We start from the raw sequence: 18,957 nt of genomic DNA, 5'->3' as shown, positions 1-18,957 counted from the left end.
TTTCAGGTATTAATTGTTTTTAATATCTCTATAATAAGTCCAGGCCTATACTTCTATATTTTTGTAGTTCTGGTGAGTTAGGTTCTAACTCTGTAATTAGTGTATCTACAGCAATCGTATCACAAACTTTAAAACGGTTATAGGTGTTTAGCTTTTTAGAAATGGTAAGTGAAACTAATTTTTTGGAAGATTTAACCATTGCCTTTTTCATTTGGGCGACCTCCCAATCCAGTTCGGTAACACCTTTTTTTATATCCATATAACCTGTGCCTAAAAAACAGATATCGACTGTGATTTCCGATAAAAGGTTAATTGCACTTCCTCCTGCCGCAAGTTGCGAGCCGCGGGATAATTTTCCTCCAATAAGATGTACTTCGTCATTTTTGGAGGTGTTATTAAGCAGTTCTACAGCCATAGGGAGACTTGGAGTAAAGAAAGTTAAATTCATCTTTTTAGGAAGCAATTTTGCAAGTTCTAAATTAGTAGACCCCCCACTAATAAGCACCACATCGCGATGGTTTAGAAGTTCGACTCCTTTCTTTGCAATAATAGATTTATTTTCATATTCGTACACCTCCCGAGTATTATCGGAATGAATATTAAATCCATTTGAAACCGCACCTCCGTGAACTTTTTTAAGCTGTTTTAATTTATCCAGTTCCATAAGGTCCCTTCGTACAGTATCCATAGATACATTAAGAGTTCTGGTTAGATCACTTAGTAGAACCCTGTTATGTAAATGTACTTCGTCAAGAATAATTCGATGGCGCTCTGTTTTTTTCATATTAGATCTTTGAAACTGGTTTTTGGATTAAAGAACAGTATATAACAAAATTAATTTGAATCAAATTAATATGTTAAAATTTCTGAATTAAGAGTTTTTAAAATAAAACTATTTTTTTATTAAAATTCCGTGTGTGCAATTAAAAATAGCAAAAATTAGGATACTAGAGCAAAAAAAACGGCAAAATAAGTAGATTATTGCAATTTTTAGTTGCTATTAAAAAATTTATATGATATGTTTGTTTCATAATTAATTGTTAATGTATTATGATGGGAAAACGTTTTCGTAAATCTATTTTAGTGTTAGTCTGCTTATTTTCAATTCAGGCTTGGGCACAGGAGAGAGAAGTTACTGGTGAAGTTTTTGATACAGACGGGATACCTCTTCCAGGGGTAAATGTATTTGTAGAGAACACTTCAACAGGAACTGTTACAAATTTTGACGGACAATTTTCTTTGAGTATTCCAGATGATAACAGTATAGTACTGGTTTTTTCGTCTTTGGGATTTCAAGAACAAAAAATTACCGTAGAAGATCAAACTAACTTTAGCATTACTATGCAAACCGATACCGAAGGCCTCGATGAGGTTGTAGTAGTTGGTTATGGTAGTCAAAAACGAAGTAATGTAACAAGCGCAATCTCTACTGTAGATGCAGAGGTTTTAGATTCAAGACCAATTACAGATGTTGCACGAGGATTGCAGGGTGCAAGCCCCGGGGTTACAATTACTGCTCCAACGGGTCAAATAGGTCAGAACCCAACCATTAGACTACGTGGTAATGTAGGAACCTTAAGTCCCGGTGGTGGTGGAGCTCAACCTCTAATTTTAGTAGATAACGTAGAGGTTTCGAGCCTTCAATCTATTAACCCACAGGATATAGAAGATATTTCTGTCTTAAAGGATGCGGCATCCACTTCTATTTATGGAGCGCGAGCTGCCTGGGGGGTTATTTTGATTACTACTAAAAATGGTAGAAGAAGCCAGGCACCAACTGTAAATTACTCAAATAACATTTCCTGGTCTACACCAACTAATACACCCACGGTAGCACCTGCGGCTGAGGGAGCTGAAATGGCTTTTGCTGCGGTGAGAAGAAGAATCCCTTCCTTGGATGCATTTGGACTGGTTAATATGTTTTTAGATGATACCGCTATTGAAAGAATGAGGGATTGGGAAACTAATTATGGAGGTCAGGATCTTGGACCAGAAATGGTAGAAGGACGTGATTTTGAAATTAGGGATGGTAGATTATTTTTCTATCGACCATGGAACCCGGAGGAAATGTTTGTTAAAGAATGGGCTCCACAACAAAAACATGATGTGTCAGTTTCCGGAGGTAGTGAAAAAACAAATTACTACGTAGGTTTGGGTTATTTAGAACAGGGAGGTGTTTATAAAACAAACCCTGATGAATTTGAAAGATATAACCTTAACTTAAGTGTTAACACTTCTATTACTGACTGGATGGATGTAAGGGCTAAGGTCCTTTACACAAATACCAGAACTACAGAGCCTTTTGCTTTTGGCTCTGCAACTTATGATGCCTGGTATTATACTACCAGATGGCCGGCATACTATCCATATGGAACATATGAAGGTAATCCTTTTAGAAGCCATATTAATGAAGTTACCCAAGCTAATATGAACGAGAATAACAGGGCACTAACCAGAATTAATTTAGGAACTACTATTAATCCAATAGAAAATCTGGCAATTAATTTTGATTATACTCATGATGGTGTAGATAGACATGAACACCAGGTTGGAGGCTCTGTTTCGGCTTATAACTTCTGGGCTACTGGTCCAAATTTGGTTTATGAACCTTACACCAGTCCTGCTTATGACAGGGTAGTTTATAATTCTTCCTGGAGTAGAAGGAATACGGCAAAAGCTTTTGCCACATATGATCTTAATATAGCTGATGATCACGATTTTGAAGTTACAGTGGGTGGTGATGCTGAAGAATTTGAATTATGGGCTCAATCTTCTCAAAGAAGAGACCTTTTAAATCCTGAACAGGGAGAGTTAGACTTAGCTACAGGTGATCAGTTTGTAGGTGGAGACAGAGAACACTGGACCACTTTAGGTGCTTTTGCTCGTATAAACTATTCATATAAAGATAAATATCTTTTAAATCTTAATGGTAGATATGATGGTTCTTCCAGGCTTTCTGCAGATGAAAAATGGGCTTTTTTCCCATCAATGTCTGCCGGTTGGATTGTAACCCAGGAAGACTTTATGGATTCTTTAAAGCCTACTTTATCGTTCTTTAAAATAAGAGGTTCTTATGGTTCTGTAGGTAATCAAAATGCATTAATTTCTAATATTTACAGAACAATGTCTTCGTATAATTCTGGATGGTTAATAGATGGTGAAAACCAGTTAGCTACCGGTACACCGGGTGCATTACCGGCAGATTTAACTTGGGAAACTGTTACTACTTTAGACCTTGGTTTTGATGCCAGATTCTTTAAAGATAAATTAGGAGCAAGTTTTAGCTGGTATGAGCGTACCATAAGTGATATGCATAGTGCCGGTGTAACTTTACCAAGTTCATTTGGAACTTCGGCTCCAATAAGGAATTTTGGTGAAATCCAAACCCGCGGTTGGGAATTGGAAGTTGATTTTAATCATACTTTTGATAACGGACTTAGCATTAATGCAAAAGGAAATTTAACCGATTTCACTGAAAAAGTAACCAAATTTGCCAATACTACCGAAGGAATTAATTCTTATTATGAAGGTAAAGAGCTTGGAGAAATTTGGGGTTACGAAACCGATAGATTTTTTACCGAAGACGATTTTGATTCAGATGGAAATTTAGTTGATGGAATTCCTTCTCAGGAAATTTTTGAAACAAACGGTTGGTTTGAGTATGGACCCGGTGACATAAAATACAAGGATTTAAATGGTGATGGCGTTGTAGATTTTGGTTCTAGAACAGTAGGTGATAGCGGGGATATGAAAAGAATTGGTAATTCTACACCTCGATACCAATATGGATTACAATTAGGAGCAAACTGGAAAGGTTTTGATTTTAATATGTTTATGCAAGGTGTTGGAAAACGTGATTTCTGGGCTAATGGACCAGTTTTCATTCCGGGATATCGTTATGGAGAAGCCTGGTATGAGCATCAGTTAGACTATTGGACACCAGAAAATCCAAATGCATATTATCCAAGACCTAATGACCAGGGACAGTCTAATAACGCTATGAACTTTTTACCACAATCTAAATATTTGTTGGATATGTCTTATTTGAGAATGAAGAACATTACCCTTGGGTATACCATTCCAACTTCTCTAACCGAAAAATTTGAGGTAGAAAGATTTAGACTTTATGTAAGTGGTGAAAACCTGTTTGAATTTACAGGAGCTCAGATACCTGTAGATCCAGAAGTAGATTATACTACAGCAGGTTTAAATGATACATCAACTTTTGGCCGTGTATATCCTTTTAGAAGATCATTTTCTATTGGAGTTCAGGTAACGCTTTAATTTTAAAAACTTAGTTGAAATGAAAATAACAAATAAAATATTCATTCTTTTCTTTCTTGCGGTAGGTGTTGCAAGTTGTGAAAAAGATTTTCTGGATACTCCTCCACAGGATGTCCTTGTAGACGAGACTTACTGGTCCAGTGAAGGGAATGTGAAAACCTTTGCTTACGGATTTTATACCGCATATTTTTCAGGGTATGGCTCAGGTTATACCTGGGGAAAATATTTTACAGGACAATCGTTAAATGATGATTTTGCACCTACAAATCCACCAAGGTTTACGCTTCAGGTTCCAACTTCCGGTGGAGGGTGGACCTTTGCCTGGGTGCGTAAAGCAAACATTTTTATAGATCGTGTACAGGGGGTAGATATGGAAGAAGAAGCCATTAACCACTGGACAGGTATTGGTAGATTTTTTAGAGGTTTAGAATATCATGACCTTGTAAAAGATTTTGGAGATGTTCCTTATTATGAAGAAGAACTTTCTGAAAATGAAGATGAGGTTTTATATAAAAAACGTGATGATAGAACCTTTGTTATGGATCGGGTTTTGGAAGATTTCCGGTTTGCGGCAGAAAATGTAAGAGAAAATGTGGAGAATGATGGTCTTGAAGTGGACAGGGATGTGGTATTAGGTTTTATGTCAAGAGTTTTCTTATATGAAGGAACCTGGCAAAAATACCATGAGAATAATAATGAAAAAGCCGCTGAATATCTGGAAGCAGCAAAATGGGCAGCTGAACAGGTTATTGAATCCGGCAACTATTCATTAGGAAATTATAGAGAAGTTTTCAATTCTTTAGATCTTTCAGGAAACCCTGAAGTTCTACTTTACAGAGAATATGAAGAGGGTATGATAACCCACGCTCTAAATAGTTACAATAACATGGAGCCTCAAACAGGTGTTTCTAAAGATGGAATTGAAGCTTACTTAGCAGATGATGGATTACCTATAGGTATTTCTGATCAATATCAGGGAGACAGAGGTATAGAAAACGTAATGGCTAATCGTGACCCTAGAATTTATGAAACTTTTGTTTCAGATGAATTAAGAATTAATGGTATAGATGCAAATTATTCTACCACAGGATATGCTGCTCACAAATTCTTAAATGAAGATATTAAAGATGAGCCTAGAGGAAACTCTAACTTAAACCCTACTGATGCACCAATTATTCGTTATGGAGAAATCCTTGTTAATTATGCAGAAGCTGCTTACGAGCTTTCTACAGTAGGCGGGGCAGCATTTACCCAGGAAGATTTAGACAAATCTATTAATGTATTAAGAGACAGACCTGGAATTAATATTCCGCATCTTGAAGTTTCTGGAGATCAGCCGGCCGTTAACGGCCAAACTTACGATGATCCCCAAAGAGATCCAGATGTTGCTCCTATTCTTTGGGAAATTCGTAGAGAAAGAAGGGTAGAGTTGATATTTGAAGGATTTAGGTTAGACGATCTTAAGCGCTGGGAAAAACTGGAATATACAGATATGGTTCAGTACCCGGATATCAATCGTGGAGCCTGGATAGACAAATCAAATTATCCTGATGCAGATCTTGAAAACCTTGAAGTAACAGAAGGAGATGAAGGTTATTTAATCCCAGCTTCAGCCGAAGAATCCTTAAGAACTTTTGACGACCCCAGAGTTTATCTTGAACCTATTCCATTAGATCAAATTACATTGTATAGAGATCAGGGAGTAGAACTGGAACAAAACCCAGGTTGGTAATATATTTAATATGAGTTAGCTAGAAAGTCCTTCGGAATTAATTCTGAAGGACTTTTCTTTAATTATTCCAAATCCCTAATTATGAAAAAATCCATTCTATGCCTCCTTGTACTATGTATGTTTTTCTTTTCCTGTAAAACTGCGAAAGATGCACCTCAACCTCAACCACAGGAAAAACCTGAACCTGAAGAGGTTGTTGAAGAAATCCCAGAGGAAATTGAAGCTCCAGCAACTCCAGAAGAAGATGAGGTTAAATGGGATCCAAATACTCCAAAAAATATTGAAGAATTCCGGGCAGCCTGGGTGGCCACCGTTGCCAATATCAACTGGCCCAGTAAACCCGGTCTTTCAACTTCAGCACAGCAACAAGAAGCCCTTGAACTTTTAGATTTTTTAGAAGAACACAATTTTAATGCAGTAGTATTCCAGGTACGTCCGCAGGCCGATGCTCTTTACGACAGTGAAATAGAGCCCTGGTCTTATTATCTCACCGGAGAACAGGGAAAAGCTCCCGATCCTTATTACGACCCGCTTAAATTTTGGGTTAATGCTGCTCATGAACGCGGTTTAGAGCTACATGTTTGGTTAAATCCTTATCGTGCTCATCATACAACCGGGAAAGAAATCAGTGAAAAATCGGTCATTAAAACCAATCCTGGTCTTGTTGTGGAACTGGAAAATGGAATGTGGTGGATGGATCCTGCTCAAAAAGGAACACAAGATCGTTCTTCGGCAGTAGTGATGGATATTGTAAAGCGCTATGATGTTGACGGGATTCATTTTGACGATTATTTTTATCCCTACGATTCTTATAATAACGGCAAAGATTTCCCAGATGATAAGAGCTGGAGGGCCTACCAGGCTGCTGGCGGGGAACTTTCTCGTGGCGATTGGCGTAGAGAAAGCGTTAACGTTTTTATCAAAAGAATTTACGAGGAAATTAAAGCAGAAAAACCCCATGTAAAATTCGGCTTAAGTCCTTTTGGGATTTGGCGCCCGGGATATCCTGAATCTGTTCAGGGTTACGACCAGTATGATAAGTTATATGCCGATGCTAAACTTTGGTTAAACGAAGGTTGGATAGATTACTACACCCCACAGTTATACTGGAAAATAAGTCAGCTTGGGCAGAGTTTTCCGGAATTATTGGGCTGGTGGCAAAGTGAAAACACCAAACAACGCCATTTATGGCCGGGAATGAATGTTGGTGGGGAAGGTGACGAAATGCATATTACCGAAGTGATCAATCAAATTATGATTACCCGCGGAATGCTTCCGCAGAGCAAAGGGGCCGTGCATTGGAGTATAGGTCCCTTGTTGAAAAATAAGGAATTGGCAAAAGCTATAAAAGAAGGACCTTACAGAAAGAAAACCCTGGTTCCGCCAAGTCCCTGGTTAGATAACACCCCACCGGAAATTCCAAATGTCACGGTGAATGAAAATCTTGATAAGATTGAAATGACCTGGGGAGTTGAAAATGATGAAGATATTCACAAATGGGTGCTATACTTTAAATACGAAACCGGAAACTGGGATTATAAAATTTTAAATTCCGAAAAAAGAAGTCAGGATTTGCAGAAAGAAGTAGGAGGGAAGAAAACTAAACTTCAAAAAATTGGAATTACATCTGTAGATCGCACCGGTAATCAGAGCGAATTTATAGAAATTGAAATAAATTAATCATTTATGAGCCCTATCCTCGTTTTTGGAGTAATCGCCGGTTATTTTGTTTTATTACTGGCTATTAGTCATTTTACTTCAAGGCAAGCCGATAACAATACCTTTTTTACCGCAAACAGGCAATCGCCCTGGTTCCTGGTAGCCTATGGGATGGTTGGCGCAACCCTTTCTGGCGTTACGTTTATCTCTGTTCCCGGGGAAGTCGGTAATTCCAACTGGACCTATTTGCAATTTGTGATGGGGAATATGGTAGGATATGCGGTGATTGCTCTTGTTTTAATTCCGTTGTTCTATAAATTGAAATTAATTTCAATTTATGAATATTTAAAAGATCGCTTCGGGCAAAACTCCTATTATGCAGGGGCTTCGTTTTTCCTTATTTCCCAAACAATAGGTGCTTCTTTTCGATTATTTTTAGCGGCATTGGTGTTGCAAATCGCTTTTTTTGATGCTTTTGGAATTCCGTTTTGGGTAACGGTAATGATCACCATTGCTTTAATCTGGTTGTATACATTTCGAGGAGGAATTAAAACCATTGTTTGGACAGATACCCTACAAACCACTTTCTTATTGTTAGCTGTGGTGATCAGTATTTTTATGATCGTAGACCATATGGGACTTAAATTTACCGATGTATTCGCAACGGTGGCTAACAGCGAAAAATCTACGATTTTCGACTGGAATTGGCGCTCTAATAATGCATTTTTCAAGAGTTTTCTGGCGGGAATATTTATTACCATCGCCATGAACGGACTTGATCAAAATGTGATGCAGAAAAATTTAACCTGTAAAAGTATAGGGGAAGCACAAAAGAATATTTTTTGGTTTTCTATCGTATTTTTCTTCTCTACTGTATTGTTTTTAGCCCTGGGAGTTTTACTTTACAAATACGCGATGGACCAGGGAATAGCCATTCCCGAAAGAACAGATGATCTTTATCCGTTACTAGCTTTAAATCACTTTGGAATTCTCGCCGGTGTTGTTTTCCTCTTAGGAATTACCGCCGCGGCATTTTCCAGTGCAGATTCAGCATTAACAGCACTTACCACTTCGTTTTGTGTTGATATTTTAGATATTCAGAAAAAGGAAAAAAATCAGAAAAAGACCAGGTTACTGGTTCATATTGGCTTTACCATATTAATGTTTATTGTAATTATAGTTTTTAATTCGCTAAATGATAGCAGCGTGGTAAGCGCCGTATTTAAAGTTGCCGGCTTTACTTACGGACCACTTCTGGGGCTATTCGCTTATGGTTTATTGAGTAAAAATCCGGTTAGGGATAAATGGGTACCCGTAGTATGCATTTTATCACCGGTAATTTCAGTAATTTTAGATTTCAATTCTGAAGCCTGGTTAAACGGCTATCAGTTTGGTTTTGAAATTTTGTTGGTCAACGCCGCAATTACCATGTTAGGCCTTTTCGCCCTATACAAAGCTAAAACCGATGAGGTTTCTATTGACTAAATTTTTAAGAAAATGGAACTAAAATTTCATCCATACAACCTGGAACTAAAAAACACCTTTACCATAAGTCACGGTTCCAGGGATGTTCAGCCAACTTTAATCGTTTCCTTAAGCGACCGTGGGTTTACCGGTTATGGAGAAGCTACAGCAACTTCCTATTACGGGGTTACGATTAAAAAAATGCAGGCCGATATTCTTAATATTGAAGACTTAATTGCTGAAAATATTCTCCTGGAACCTGAGGAATTATGGGAGTTAACCTATCCGCATTTAAAAGAAAATCCATTTGCGCTATGTGCATTGGATATGGCTATGCATGACCTCCACGGAAAAAGAAATCGCCAACCGCTTTATCAATTATGGGGGCTGGATTTAAAGAATATTCCGCTTACCAACTATACTATCGGGATAGATTCTGTAGAAAAGATGGTTCAGAAAATTAAAGAATTTCCGTGGCCACTTTACAAGATTAAACTCGGAACCGAAGATGATGTAGCTATTGTTAGAGAACTGCGGAAACATACAAATTCAATTTTCCGGGTAGATGCTAACGCCGCCTGGACGGTAGATCAGGCTATTGAAAATGCCAAAGCCTTAAAAGAATTAAATGTTGAATTCTTGGAACAGCCCTTAAAAGCCAATGATTGGGAGGGAATGGAAAAACTTTATAAAGAATCGGTTTTGCCACTTATTGCCGATGAAAGTTGTATTGAAGAAAGCGATGTTGAAAAGTGCGCAGGCTATTTTCACGGAATAAACATTAAGCTTACCAAATGCGGCGGACTAACGCCCGGAAAAAGAATGATTCTAAAGGGAAAATCACTCGGTTTAAAAGTAATGGTGGGTTGTATGACCGAATCTACCGTGGGAATTTCAGCCATCGCACAATTATTGCCGCTCTTGGATTATGTAGATATGGACGGCGGACTTTTAATTAAAAATGATATCGCCGATGGCGTAAAAGTCTATGACGAAAAAGTACATTTCCCTAAAAGAAACGGCACCGGGGTTGAATTGTATGAGAAATAGAAATATTACGTCATTCTGTCCCGAAGCTTCGGGATCGTTTCAGAATCTAAGCTTCCCAAAAAGTAAAAATCATTCGTGAATTTGTGGCGAAAACAAGAAACTAAAATTGAAATAATGAATTTAATAAAACCTTATTTACCCTTTTTACTAACGCTTTTCTTATTCGCTTCCTGCGATGAGAAAGAAGAGAAAAAAGAAGAAAATCCGCTTCAAAACCAAATAGTAGAAGTAGAAGAAAACTACGCACCAGATGGACGGGTTGCACTCTTTGAAGTTACAGCCGAAAAAAATGGAGAAACCTATATTCTGAGAGGAGAATCTAATGACCCTGAAGCGGTAAATTCTTTAAAAGAAAAGCTAGAGTCAGAAAATATCAAGTTTACCGATAGCATTCAGGTACTTCCAGATACTGAAGCTTTGGAAGATAAGATTCGTGGAGTTGTAAAAATTTCAGTGGCAAATCTAAGAGATGAACCAAAACATTCGGCGCAATTGGTAACTCAGGCAACCCTGGGAATGCCGCTTAAGGTTTATAAAAAAGAAGGAAGTTGGTATTTTGTTCAAACTCCGGAAGGTTATTTAGCCTGGGTAGATTACGGCGGAATTGAAAATATGACTGAAGAAGAATTTGCTAATTGGAAATCTCAGGAAAAATTAATTTTTACCGAGCCTACGGGTAATTCTTATTCCGAAGCAAATTCAGACTCTCAAACAGTTTCAGATCTTGTAGCTGGGAACATTTTAGAGCTTATAAGCGAACAAAATAATTTTTATAAGGTAGAATATCCAAATGGGAAAAAAGCCTTTGTAGAGAAAGCCTACGCTCAGCCTTATAAAGAATGGCTGGCATCTTTAGATCAAACTGAAGAAGATTTGGTGGCTACTGCACATAAATTGATGGGATTACCTTATTTATGGGGCGGTACTTCTCCTAAAGGAGTAGATTGCAGCGGTTACACTAAAACCATATATTTTCTAAACGGAATGGTGATTCCGCGTGATGCATCGCAGCAAATTCATACCGGAGATGTAGTAGATACCGATAAAAACTTTGAAAATCTTGAAAAAGGCGACTTGCTTTTCTTTGGAAAACCGGCCACCGATTCTACTTCAGAACGCGTAATTCACGTAGGAATGTGGATTGGTGATAACAAGTTTATTCATTCAATGGGCGAGGTTCATATTAGTAATTTTGATACCGAAGCCGAAGATTTTGATGAATATAATTACAATCGCTACTTAAGAACCAAACGGATTTTAAACAAAGAAGATAAAGGCTTAATCTACCTTAAAAATACCGATCTTTTTACTACTTCAGAAGCTGAAGAAGTGAAGATGTGAAGTTTTTAAAGAAGCTCTTATAGCTTTGATCCTGAAATCGTTTCAAGATCTACGATGTTATTTACTCAAACCTCACAGGTTTCCGAAACCTGTGAGGTTTTTTTTGCTATTTATTCTCCAAGCTTTTCAAATACGTAATAACCGCCACCTTTATCCCAGCTGCAGAAAATTATAGTATTCCCATTTTTTGAAACTCCTATGCCCCGAGGCTCTGCACCATTAACCTCAGGTAATTCTAAAGTCCACATTTGCTGTTTTTCTTCATTTCTATAGTGAATACTCGAAGGCGAAATTCCGCTGGAACGTACAGCGGAATAAATGGCATTATCTACAACCTGTATTGCACTAGAGCCTGCAGAAATGCTGGTAATATCCTCCTTCTTAGTATAGTCTTTAGCATTTTCGCTACTATAAACCTGGATCTTAGGGCTGCCAGGATCGGGAAAAAAAAGTGTTTTGCCATCCTGAGTCATAGCAAAAGTTCGCGATAAATTTCTATTTTTTAGTTCAAGAGTTCTTAGCAGTTTAAAAGTTTCTCCTTGCTGTTTTAGTACATAGTTTGGATCTTCTCCAAAGAGCGACATCGCGTATATTTCTCCATTTTTAGCTGCGCGTGGTGCTGTAATTGCTCGTGCGCCTTTAGGTGCTTCCCAAACAGCAAGCCCTTTCCCGGTTTTCGAATCAATCTTAATTAATCTGCGGTTAATTCCTACTAAAATATTTCCGTCCACATCTACTCCAATTCCGTTGACAGGATTTAAATTATAGACCTCGCCCTTTATCTCTACTGAAGTTAAGGGTGAAAAATCTGTCTCTTTATCATTTGAATTTTGAATAATCAACCCACGGTTGTAATCAGCCAGCCATAGTTTGCCTTCGTGATCCCATTCGGCGCCATAGCCAGCACCAGATTCAGCTGTTTTTCCTTTGTAGGCATATTTCGGAGCGGGTATTTGCGCAAGATCATCTAAGGCTTCATTAGTTTTTATCAAATTTAGAGTGGTAGGAGCAGAGTAGGAAAAATTGCTACCGTCACTTGCCAACACACGATGGTAAAAGCTTACCTGTTCACCAATTTCAGAATCTTCAAGGAGGTCATACCATTGTTTTTCTGTCATTTTCAAACTGGTTTCCCTACCTGTTTTTTTCTGAAGAATTATTTCTGAAAAATCCTTATTAGGTGATAGTTGATAGATATAACTTACAAAATCCCCGTTTTCATCTAAGGCCTGGCTCCATTTTATTTCGTAGAGAGCCTCAATATCGCGTATTGCATAAGTGTTCTTCGGGTAATGAGAAGTGATTTTAGCAGGTTCTGGTGCTTTATTTTGAGTCGGTAATAATTGAGCTCTTAAATTTCCTTTTTCGGTATTTATTTGAATATAAATGCCACCAAAATTAAGATAGCTCTTAATTTCTTCAGTAAGTTTTAGTTCAGTAGAAAAGGTACCACTTCCGGGAGAAGATGCTTTGAGCTTCACTTCTTTCAGCAATTCGCCCTTTTCGGTATGTCTTCCTTTATAGATACCTATGGGTTTTTTATCAGAAAATTTTGAAGTTATATTGAAGTAGCTTCCTGAAATTTTAAGCTTATCGTTTTTAATTTTAGCTTCAACCTGAGCTATGCCGGCAATATTTTCTGCATTGGAATTTAAAGAAGATAGGAAAGCTTTAAATTTTTGACTGTCTGGGATATCCCTACGCAACATATAGCCGTTTACACCTATCATTGCAGAAGGTAAAGTCTTTTCTTCAAATAAGCTCATCTCTGCAGCTTTGTCTTTTTTTATATCATAAGTACTATAAACAATAGAATCTTTTGAATTAAAAATATCCATAATCGTTATAGTATTTACGGGTTCTCGGCTCTGGGTTAACCAGGAACGAGGGCCGGAACCGGCAGCGCCCGTATTTAAGAATTCCACTTTTCCTCTTTTCCCCGGGTAATAAGCATGCTGGTGCCCGCTTATATAGGTCTTCACCTTGTATTTTTCAAGAAGATGCTGGAGTTCTTTAGCATTTTCCAGTACATTACCTTTTGAATCTCTTTCCTGGGCTACGCTGTAAAGTGGCATATGGCCTATTACAAATCTATTTGGTGCATTCTTAGCTTCAGGGGTTTGAAATTGTTCTTTCAGCCATTCAAGGTTTTCTTCCGTGATTTTTGAAGAAGAAGCCTCCCAGGAAACAAAAAAGTTGTTTTTGGCTATAAACGAATAGTAGTTTGGGAAATTAGATTCATCTATAAAATGCAGGCCTGTTTTGTCAATATTTTCTTTCCAGAAGTTTTTGGCAAATTTATGTTCTACGGGGTAGCTTCTTGGGCCATCGTGATTGCCCAGTGTAAAAGCAAAAGGAATTTTTTCTTTATGAAGGGGTTCTATAATATGTTTTTTAAAGCCATTCCACATTTTTTGTAGTTGGGCTGTTTCAGAAACTCCCATTCCCGCTACCATATCGCCACCACAAATAACTAAATCTGGTTGCCAAACCTTCGGAATTCTATTTATTATGCTATCAACCTGCCATTCGTAATTAGCAGCACCCAATCCAGAATTTAAATCTGAAATTACAGCGATACGTAAATCTCCGCGTTTGGGTAGTACTGGAGAATCTTTTTTGGCGACTAACCTTATAGCATCTGTAATAAATTTTCCTTCGGCAGCTCCTATAATCTCCAGGGTATCCCTGGGGCCAATTTCAAAATTTCCCAATACATTCCATTTCCCTAAATTATTGAGAGATTTTTGATTAATGCTAAGGGTATCGATTTTGCCTTCGCTATGTAAAATATAATTTACAAATTCAGAATTTCTTTGAGTGTTTACGCTAAACCAGGCGGCTAACTGGTAATTATTTCGCTTAATATCTTCAAAAGTATAAAAAGCTTTATTTAGATTGTTTGAAGTGGCTACCCGGGAGGCGCTCTCTCCATAATAATTTGAATGGTTTGAGCTGTTCCAAATTCCTGTTTCAGAATAATTCCTGTCTTCGGTATCAAAAATTATTGGTTTTGGGCGTTGCGGCACCTGGGTTTCAGCGATTACTAAAGCTCCCGCATTTTTCCTTAAACTATTCCGATTTCCGCCGGTAATATCTGCAGGAATATTTACTATTTCGTTGGCAGCGATCATTGCCGAAGATCCGCCACCATCTAGATTTACTGCATCTTTAGCACCAACCTCTAACATTAATTGTGCTAATTCGCCTAAACTTACTCCCGCACTGGCTTCCTGCCGCCCGTCTACCACCATAATAATTAGGGTGTTTTTGTCTTTGTAGCCAATGGCACTTCGCGGATGCCGGTCTAAATGGCTTCCTTTAAACCCTTCTTCTTTATCGGTTACATTTATTTTTCCGTTTTTCAATAAAACTGGCCCGCCACCAACTGCCTGGCTTACATCCCAATTTTCTGAAGCTGAATTAATATCTGGAGAAGCAAATTTCATTGGAATATCATTTTCCCCGGAATTCACCCAGGCGATTTCCGGCTCTCCGTTTTTCATTCCAAATGCACCCCTGGAAATTTCACCGCTGGGTCCAGGTGAAATAACCTCCCCATCCTGAATAATAGTACTTACCGAAGAATTTGAAGCAAAATAACCGCCATTTATTGCCAAAACTCCATTTCCTCTGTTATAAGTTTCTTTAGTGGTTTCCCTAATGGTATTGCTGCCAAGAGAACGTAATTTTAGATTTTCGTCACTCAAGTCTACGAGAGCATACATTGCTCTTACGGGATTATTATCGGGTAAAGTTCCATAAGCATCATAAATCTTTATGGATGCCGGTAGGTTAATGTTTAGATCTTTTCTTGGCTGCCAGTTGAGGTTTATTTCCTGGGCTTGCAGGGGTAAAAAAAGTAAAAGACCTAAAATGCTGATGATTAATTTAGGTGCTTTCATAACAATAAATTTTAGGAGGTTATCTTAATTGAGACAATTTTTGATATAGGTTGTTTCCGGGACAACTGGTCTCGGCCTGGTCTTTATGGCCGCTAATTGTGTTATGGGAAATTTCGTATTCGCTGGAAATATAAAAGATAAGTTCTTTTAAACTTTCCCATTGTTGAGGTAGCACTTTTTCTTTATTAAAATCCCCTTCTACTACAATTAGTACGTGCCCTTCAAGGTTGTAGTCAGTATTAGAATCGCCCTGGAATTTTATCTCCCTTCCTTCAGCAATTTTACCATTGGTTGCAATATAAAAATGATAAGGAACATCTGCCCAGGCTTTTTTTATACTACCATCGGCCATTGGGGAATCTTTTTGGGAGAAATTTTGCAATGCCTGCAGTTTCTTTTCTATAGAAAGTTCCGGTTTTTGAGGCATCCCTGTATGGTGAATGGTAATAAATTCCGGTTTATGCGACTTCATTTTCATAACCGGTTTTTGGGCATTCCAATCTTTTCTTTGAATAATAGCTAATTCATTTTCAGAAATTTGCTGTGCAAAAAGTGAAAAGCTACTGAAAAACAAAAGAAGCAAAATAAACTTACCAATATGACTCATAAAATTGCCTTATTTAATTTTTAAATTGTTTTATTTCTGAAAAATAGGTGCCTACAAATACTTCTTATGCAGCTGGTAAAGTACTTTAAGATCGTGCTTACCAAAAGGTTGGTTTAAATCTTCCTGAATAAAATGCAATTTAAAAGCGCTTTTAGCAGCCTCCAGATCTGACGTATTAAAGCCTATAATTTTAAGAGCATTTTCAACATTGAAATCGGCGGGAATTACTTCAGGGAAAACTAATTTATCTATAAAAGGAATTCGGGTATTAAGTCGGCTGTTGAGGTTAATCGCCAATGGATTCGGTTTAAAAAATTCGGCTTCCAGTTTTAGATTTTCTACTTCAGCTTCATCATACCATAACCCAAAACCTTCTTCGGCTAAACGTTTCCAGGGGAAATTAGCATTGGGGTCTACTTTTCTTGAGGGTGCAATATCGGAATGGCCAATAAAATTTTCATCAGGAATACTGTATTTTTCCTTAATTTCCTTAAGCAATTCAATTAAACTATTTATTTGAAGATCGGTAAATTCTTCTTTCCCATTATTATCAATTTCAATCCCCAGGGAAGAAGAATTTAAATCGGTATTATTTCCCCATTTCCCAATTCCACCGTGCCAGGCGCGGTAGTAATCATTTAGCATATGAAAAATTTCACCGTTTTTGGCAATTACATAATGCGAACTTACCTGTGTTCTGGGAAGGGTAAAAGTGGTTAATGTTTGTCCAAGAGAATCCTGAGCGGTGTGGTGAATTACCACGTAATTAGGTTTTCTCAGGTTAAAATTAGTAGTTCCCACCCAGTAGTCACCATAATTGAGTGCGGATTCTTTCTGGTTTTCGGGGGTGGGGAACTGCTGTAATTGTTTACCGTAAGCTTTTGCCTGTTTTTTATGTAAACGATTGGTTTTTGCGTAAGGGTTACTTCCGCAGGAAATAATAGCCAAGGCCATTATTAAATAAAAAACAGGAATTAATTTTTTCATTGATCTATTCGAATTTCCATTTTACAAAGGCTTCCATTGCTTCGTAATTCGCTAATCCCAGTTTATCATAACTTTCGGCTGTTTCGCGATTTCTCTCTTCTGCTCGTACCCAGAATTCCCGTTCATCATCGCCAGGGAATACCGGCCTGTCTTTTTGCGACTGGTGTTGGAAAATAGCGTCTCTTTTGCGTTGTACTTCTTTGGGAGAAAGCGGTACGGCCATTTCAATTTCGTGCACTTCAAATTCCTGCCAGGCGCCACGATACATCCATAACCAGCAGTCTTTGGTCCAGGATTCAGTTTTTCTAAGCCTTTTCATAGCTTCCAGGATAATCCTAAAACATACAATATGAGTCCCGTGAGGATCGGCAAAATCGCCGGCGGCAAATATTTGATGAGGTTTTACCTCTTTCAATAATTCCATGGTAAGTTCAACATCCTTATTGGTTACTGGATTTTTTACTTTTTTCCCGGTTTCATAGAAAGGCAGGGCCATAAAATGAATATTTTTATCTTTTAAGCCGGCATAACGGGCACCTGCAATCGCTTCAGATTTTCTAATAAAAGCTTTTACATCTCTTATTTCATCTAAATCTATCTCGTTAGGCTCTTTCTTATCGATAAAGTCACGCATTTTCTCGTAAGTAGCCTCCAGCTTTTCGGTATCTTCCCCGGTACTTTTCTTAAAATCTATGGCAAACTCTACGTAACGTAACACATCGGTATCCCAAACAGCGGTGTTCCCTGAAGTTTGGTAAGCTACGTGAACATCGTGGCCCTGGTCTACCAGCCTAATAAAAGTTCCGCCCATAGAAATCACATCATCATCTGGGTGTGGGGAGAAAATAATAGAACGTTTCTTTGCAGGGCTTTTACGTTCCGGGCGCTGGGTATCATCAGCATTTGGTTTTCCTCCTGGCCAACCGGTTATACTGTGCTGTAACTGGTTAAATACATCTATATTAATATCGTAGGCGGGGCCTTGCTCGGTGGCAAGTTGCGCCATTCCGTTATTATTGTAATCTTCGTCAGTAAGTTTTAGGATTGGTTTTTTTACTTCGGAAGAAAGCCAGATTACCGCTTTTTTAATAAGCGCTTTATTCCAGGAACAGTCTTTTACTAACCACGGCGTATTAAATCTTGTTAACTCTGAAGCCGCATCTTCATCTAAAATAAATTCTACATTATCTGAAAGCTGAAGGTAAGTTGCTGGGACATTTCCAGACATTTCTCCTTCAACCGCTTTTTTAATAATTGGAGCTTTTTTCTTGCTCCAGGCCATTAAAATAATCTCTTTTGCTTTAAAAATAGTACCAATTCCCATAGTAATGGCTTTGGTAGGTACATTTTCTTTTCCGCCAAAATCTCGCGAAGCATCCCTTCGGGTAAGATCGTCTAATGTTACTAAACGCGTTCCTGAATTTGGTGCTGAACCCGGTTCGTTAAAACCAATGTGACCGGTTCTACCAATTCCCAATAATTGAAGGTCTAAACCGCCAACAGCACCTATTTGATTTTCATAGGCGAGACAATAATCGGTAATATCTTCTTTGGCCAGGGTTCCATCTGGAATATGAATATTCTCCCTTTTTATATCTATATGGTTAAAAAGGTTTTCGTCCATAAACTTCACGTAGCTCTGTTTAGCATCAGGCTGCATGGGGTAATATTCGTCCAAGTTAAAAGTAATCACGTTTTTAAAGCTAAGTTTTTCTTCTTTATGCATTCTAATTAGCTCTTCGTAAACTTCTACCGGGGTGGCGCCTGTAGCCAGGCCCAACACGGCATTTTCATGCTTGTCTTGTTTACGTCTAATAAGATCTGCAATTCGTTTAGCTACCTTTTTTGAGGCAATATGTTCATCTTCATAAACTTTTACCGGTAGTTTTTCAAAACGTGTTTCTTCTAAAAGATTTAATCTGGCCATA

General features: G+C 38.0%; 11 protein-coding genes. 6 read left to right on the top strand and 5 right to left on the bottom strand.

The annotated features are described in order from the left end of the window. Positions 1 to 28 precede the first annotated feature (28 nt). Positions 29 to 784: a DeoR/GlpR family DNA-binding transcription regulator gene (locus tag BM084_RS10895; protein ID WP_075325392.1), complete on the bottom strand. Its 756-nt coding sequence runs from the start codon at positions 782 to 784 to the stop codon at positions 29 to 31. Between the two features lie 299 nt (positions 785 to 1,083). Between BM084_RS10895 and BM084_RS10890 the strand changes: the two genes are divergently transcribed. From BM084_RS10890 to BM084_RS10865, 6 genes are all read left to right on the top strand, one after another. Beyond that, positions 1,084 to 4,284, top strand: a complete 3,201-nt coding sequence (locus BM084_RS10890) for a SusC/RagA family TonB-linked outer membrane protein (RefSeq protein ID WP_232228888.1) — start codon at positions 1,084 to 1,086, stop codon at positions 4,282 to 4,284. Between the two features lie 19 nt (positions 4,285 to 4,303). Continuing rightward, the gene (locus tag BM084_RS10885) at positions 4,304 to 6,016 is read left to right on the top strand and encodes a RagB/SusD family nutrient uptake outer membrane protein (protein WP_093304717.1); all 1,713 of its coding nucleotides are present in this window, start codon (positions 4,304 to 4,306) and stop codon (positions 6,014 to 6,016) included. 81 nt (positions 6,017 to 6,097) lie between these two features. After that, entirely contained in the window at positions 6,098 to 7,696 is a 1,599-nt protein-coding gene (locus BM084_RS10880; protein ID WP_075325394.1) for a glycoside hydrolase family 10-like protein, read from the top strand. A gap of 6 nt (positions 7,697 to 7,702) precedes the next feature. Further along, positions 7,703 to 9,160 (top strand): sodium:solute symporter, encoded by a 1,458-nt coding sequence (locus BM084_RS10875; protein WP_075325395.1) that lies wholly within the window; start codon positions 7,703 to 7,705, stop codon positions 9,158 to 9,160. A 12-nt stretch (positions 9,161 to 9,172) separates the two neighbouring features. Next, positions 9,173 to 10,189, top strand: a complete 1,017-nt coding sequence (locus BM084_RS10870; protein WP_093304715.1) for a dipeptide epimerase — start codon at positions 9,173 to 9,175, stop codon at positions 10,187 to 10,189. Positions 10,190 to 10,303: 114 nt separating this feature from the next. Continuing rightward, positions 10,304 to 11,530, top strand: a complete 1,227-nt coding sequence (locus tag BM084_RS10865; protein ID WP_075325397.1) for a C40 family peptidase — start codon at positions 10,304 to 10,306, stop codon at positions 11,528 to 11,530. Between the two features lie 110 nt (positions 11,531 to 11,640). On the opposite strand, the gene BM084_RS10860 is transcribed toward BM084_RS10865, so the two are convergent. The 4 genes from BM084_RS10860 to nagB are packed head-to-tail and all read right to left on the bottom strand — an operon-like array spanning position 11,641 to position 18,956. Further along, entirely contained in the window at positions 11,641 to 15,435 is a 3,795-nt protein-coding gene (locus tag BM084_RS10860) for a phosphodiester glycosidase family protein (RefSeq protein WP_093304713.1), read from the bottom strand. A gap of 19 nt (positions 15,436 to 15,454) precedes the next feature. Beyond that, complete coding sequence (locus BM084_RS10855; protein ID WP_083634130.1) at positions 15,455 to 16,042, bottom strand: peptidoglycan recognition protein family protein; 588 nt, start codon at positions 16,040 to 16,042, stop codon at positions 15,455 to 15,457. Positions 16,043 to 16,093: 51 nt separating this feature from the next. Next, a complete protein-coding gene (locus BM084_RS10850) occupies positions 16,094 to 17,029 on the bottom strand; it encodes an N-acetylmuramoyl-L-alanine amidase (RefSeq protein ID WP_075325399.1) in 936 nt (311 codons plus the stop codon). 4 nt (positions 17,030 to 17,033) lie between these two features. After that, positions 17,034 to 18,956: a glucosamine-6-phosphate deaminase gene (gene nagB, locus BM084_RS10845; protein ID WP_075325400.1), complete on the bottom strand. Its 1,923-nt coding sequence runs from the start codon at positions 18,954 to 18,956 to the stop codon at positions 17,034 to 17,036. Between the last annotated feature and the right edge of the window lies 1 nt (position 18,957).

Source organism: Salegentibacter agarivorans, assembly GCF_900113135.1.
Lineage (GTDB): Bacteria > Bacteroidota > Bacteroidia > Flavobacteriales > Flavobacteriaceae > Salegentibacter > Salegentibacter agarivorans.
Note: the sequence above shows the minus strand (reverse complement) of the source record. Positions and strands in the feature narration are given on the sequence as shown.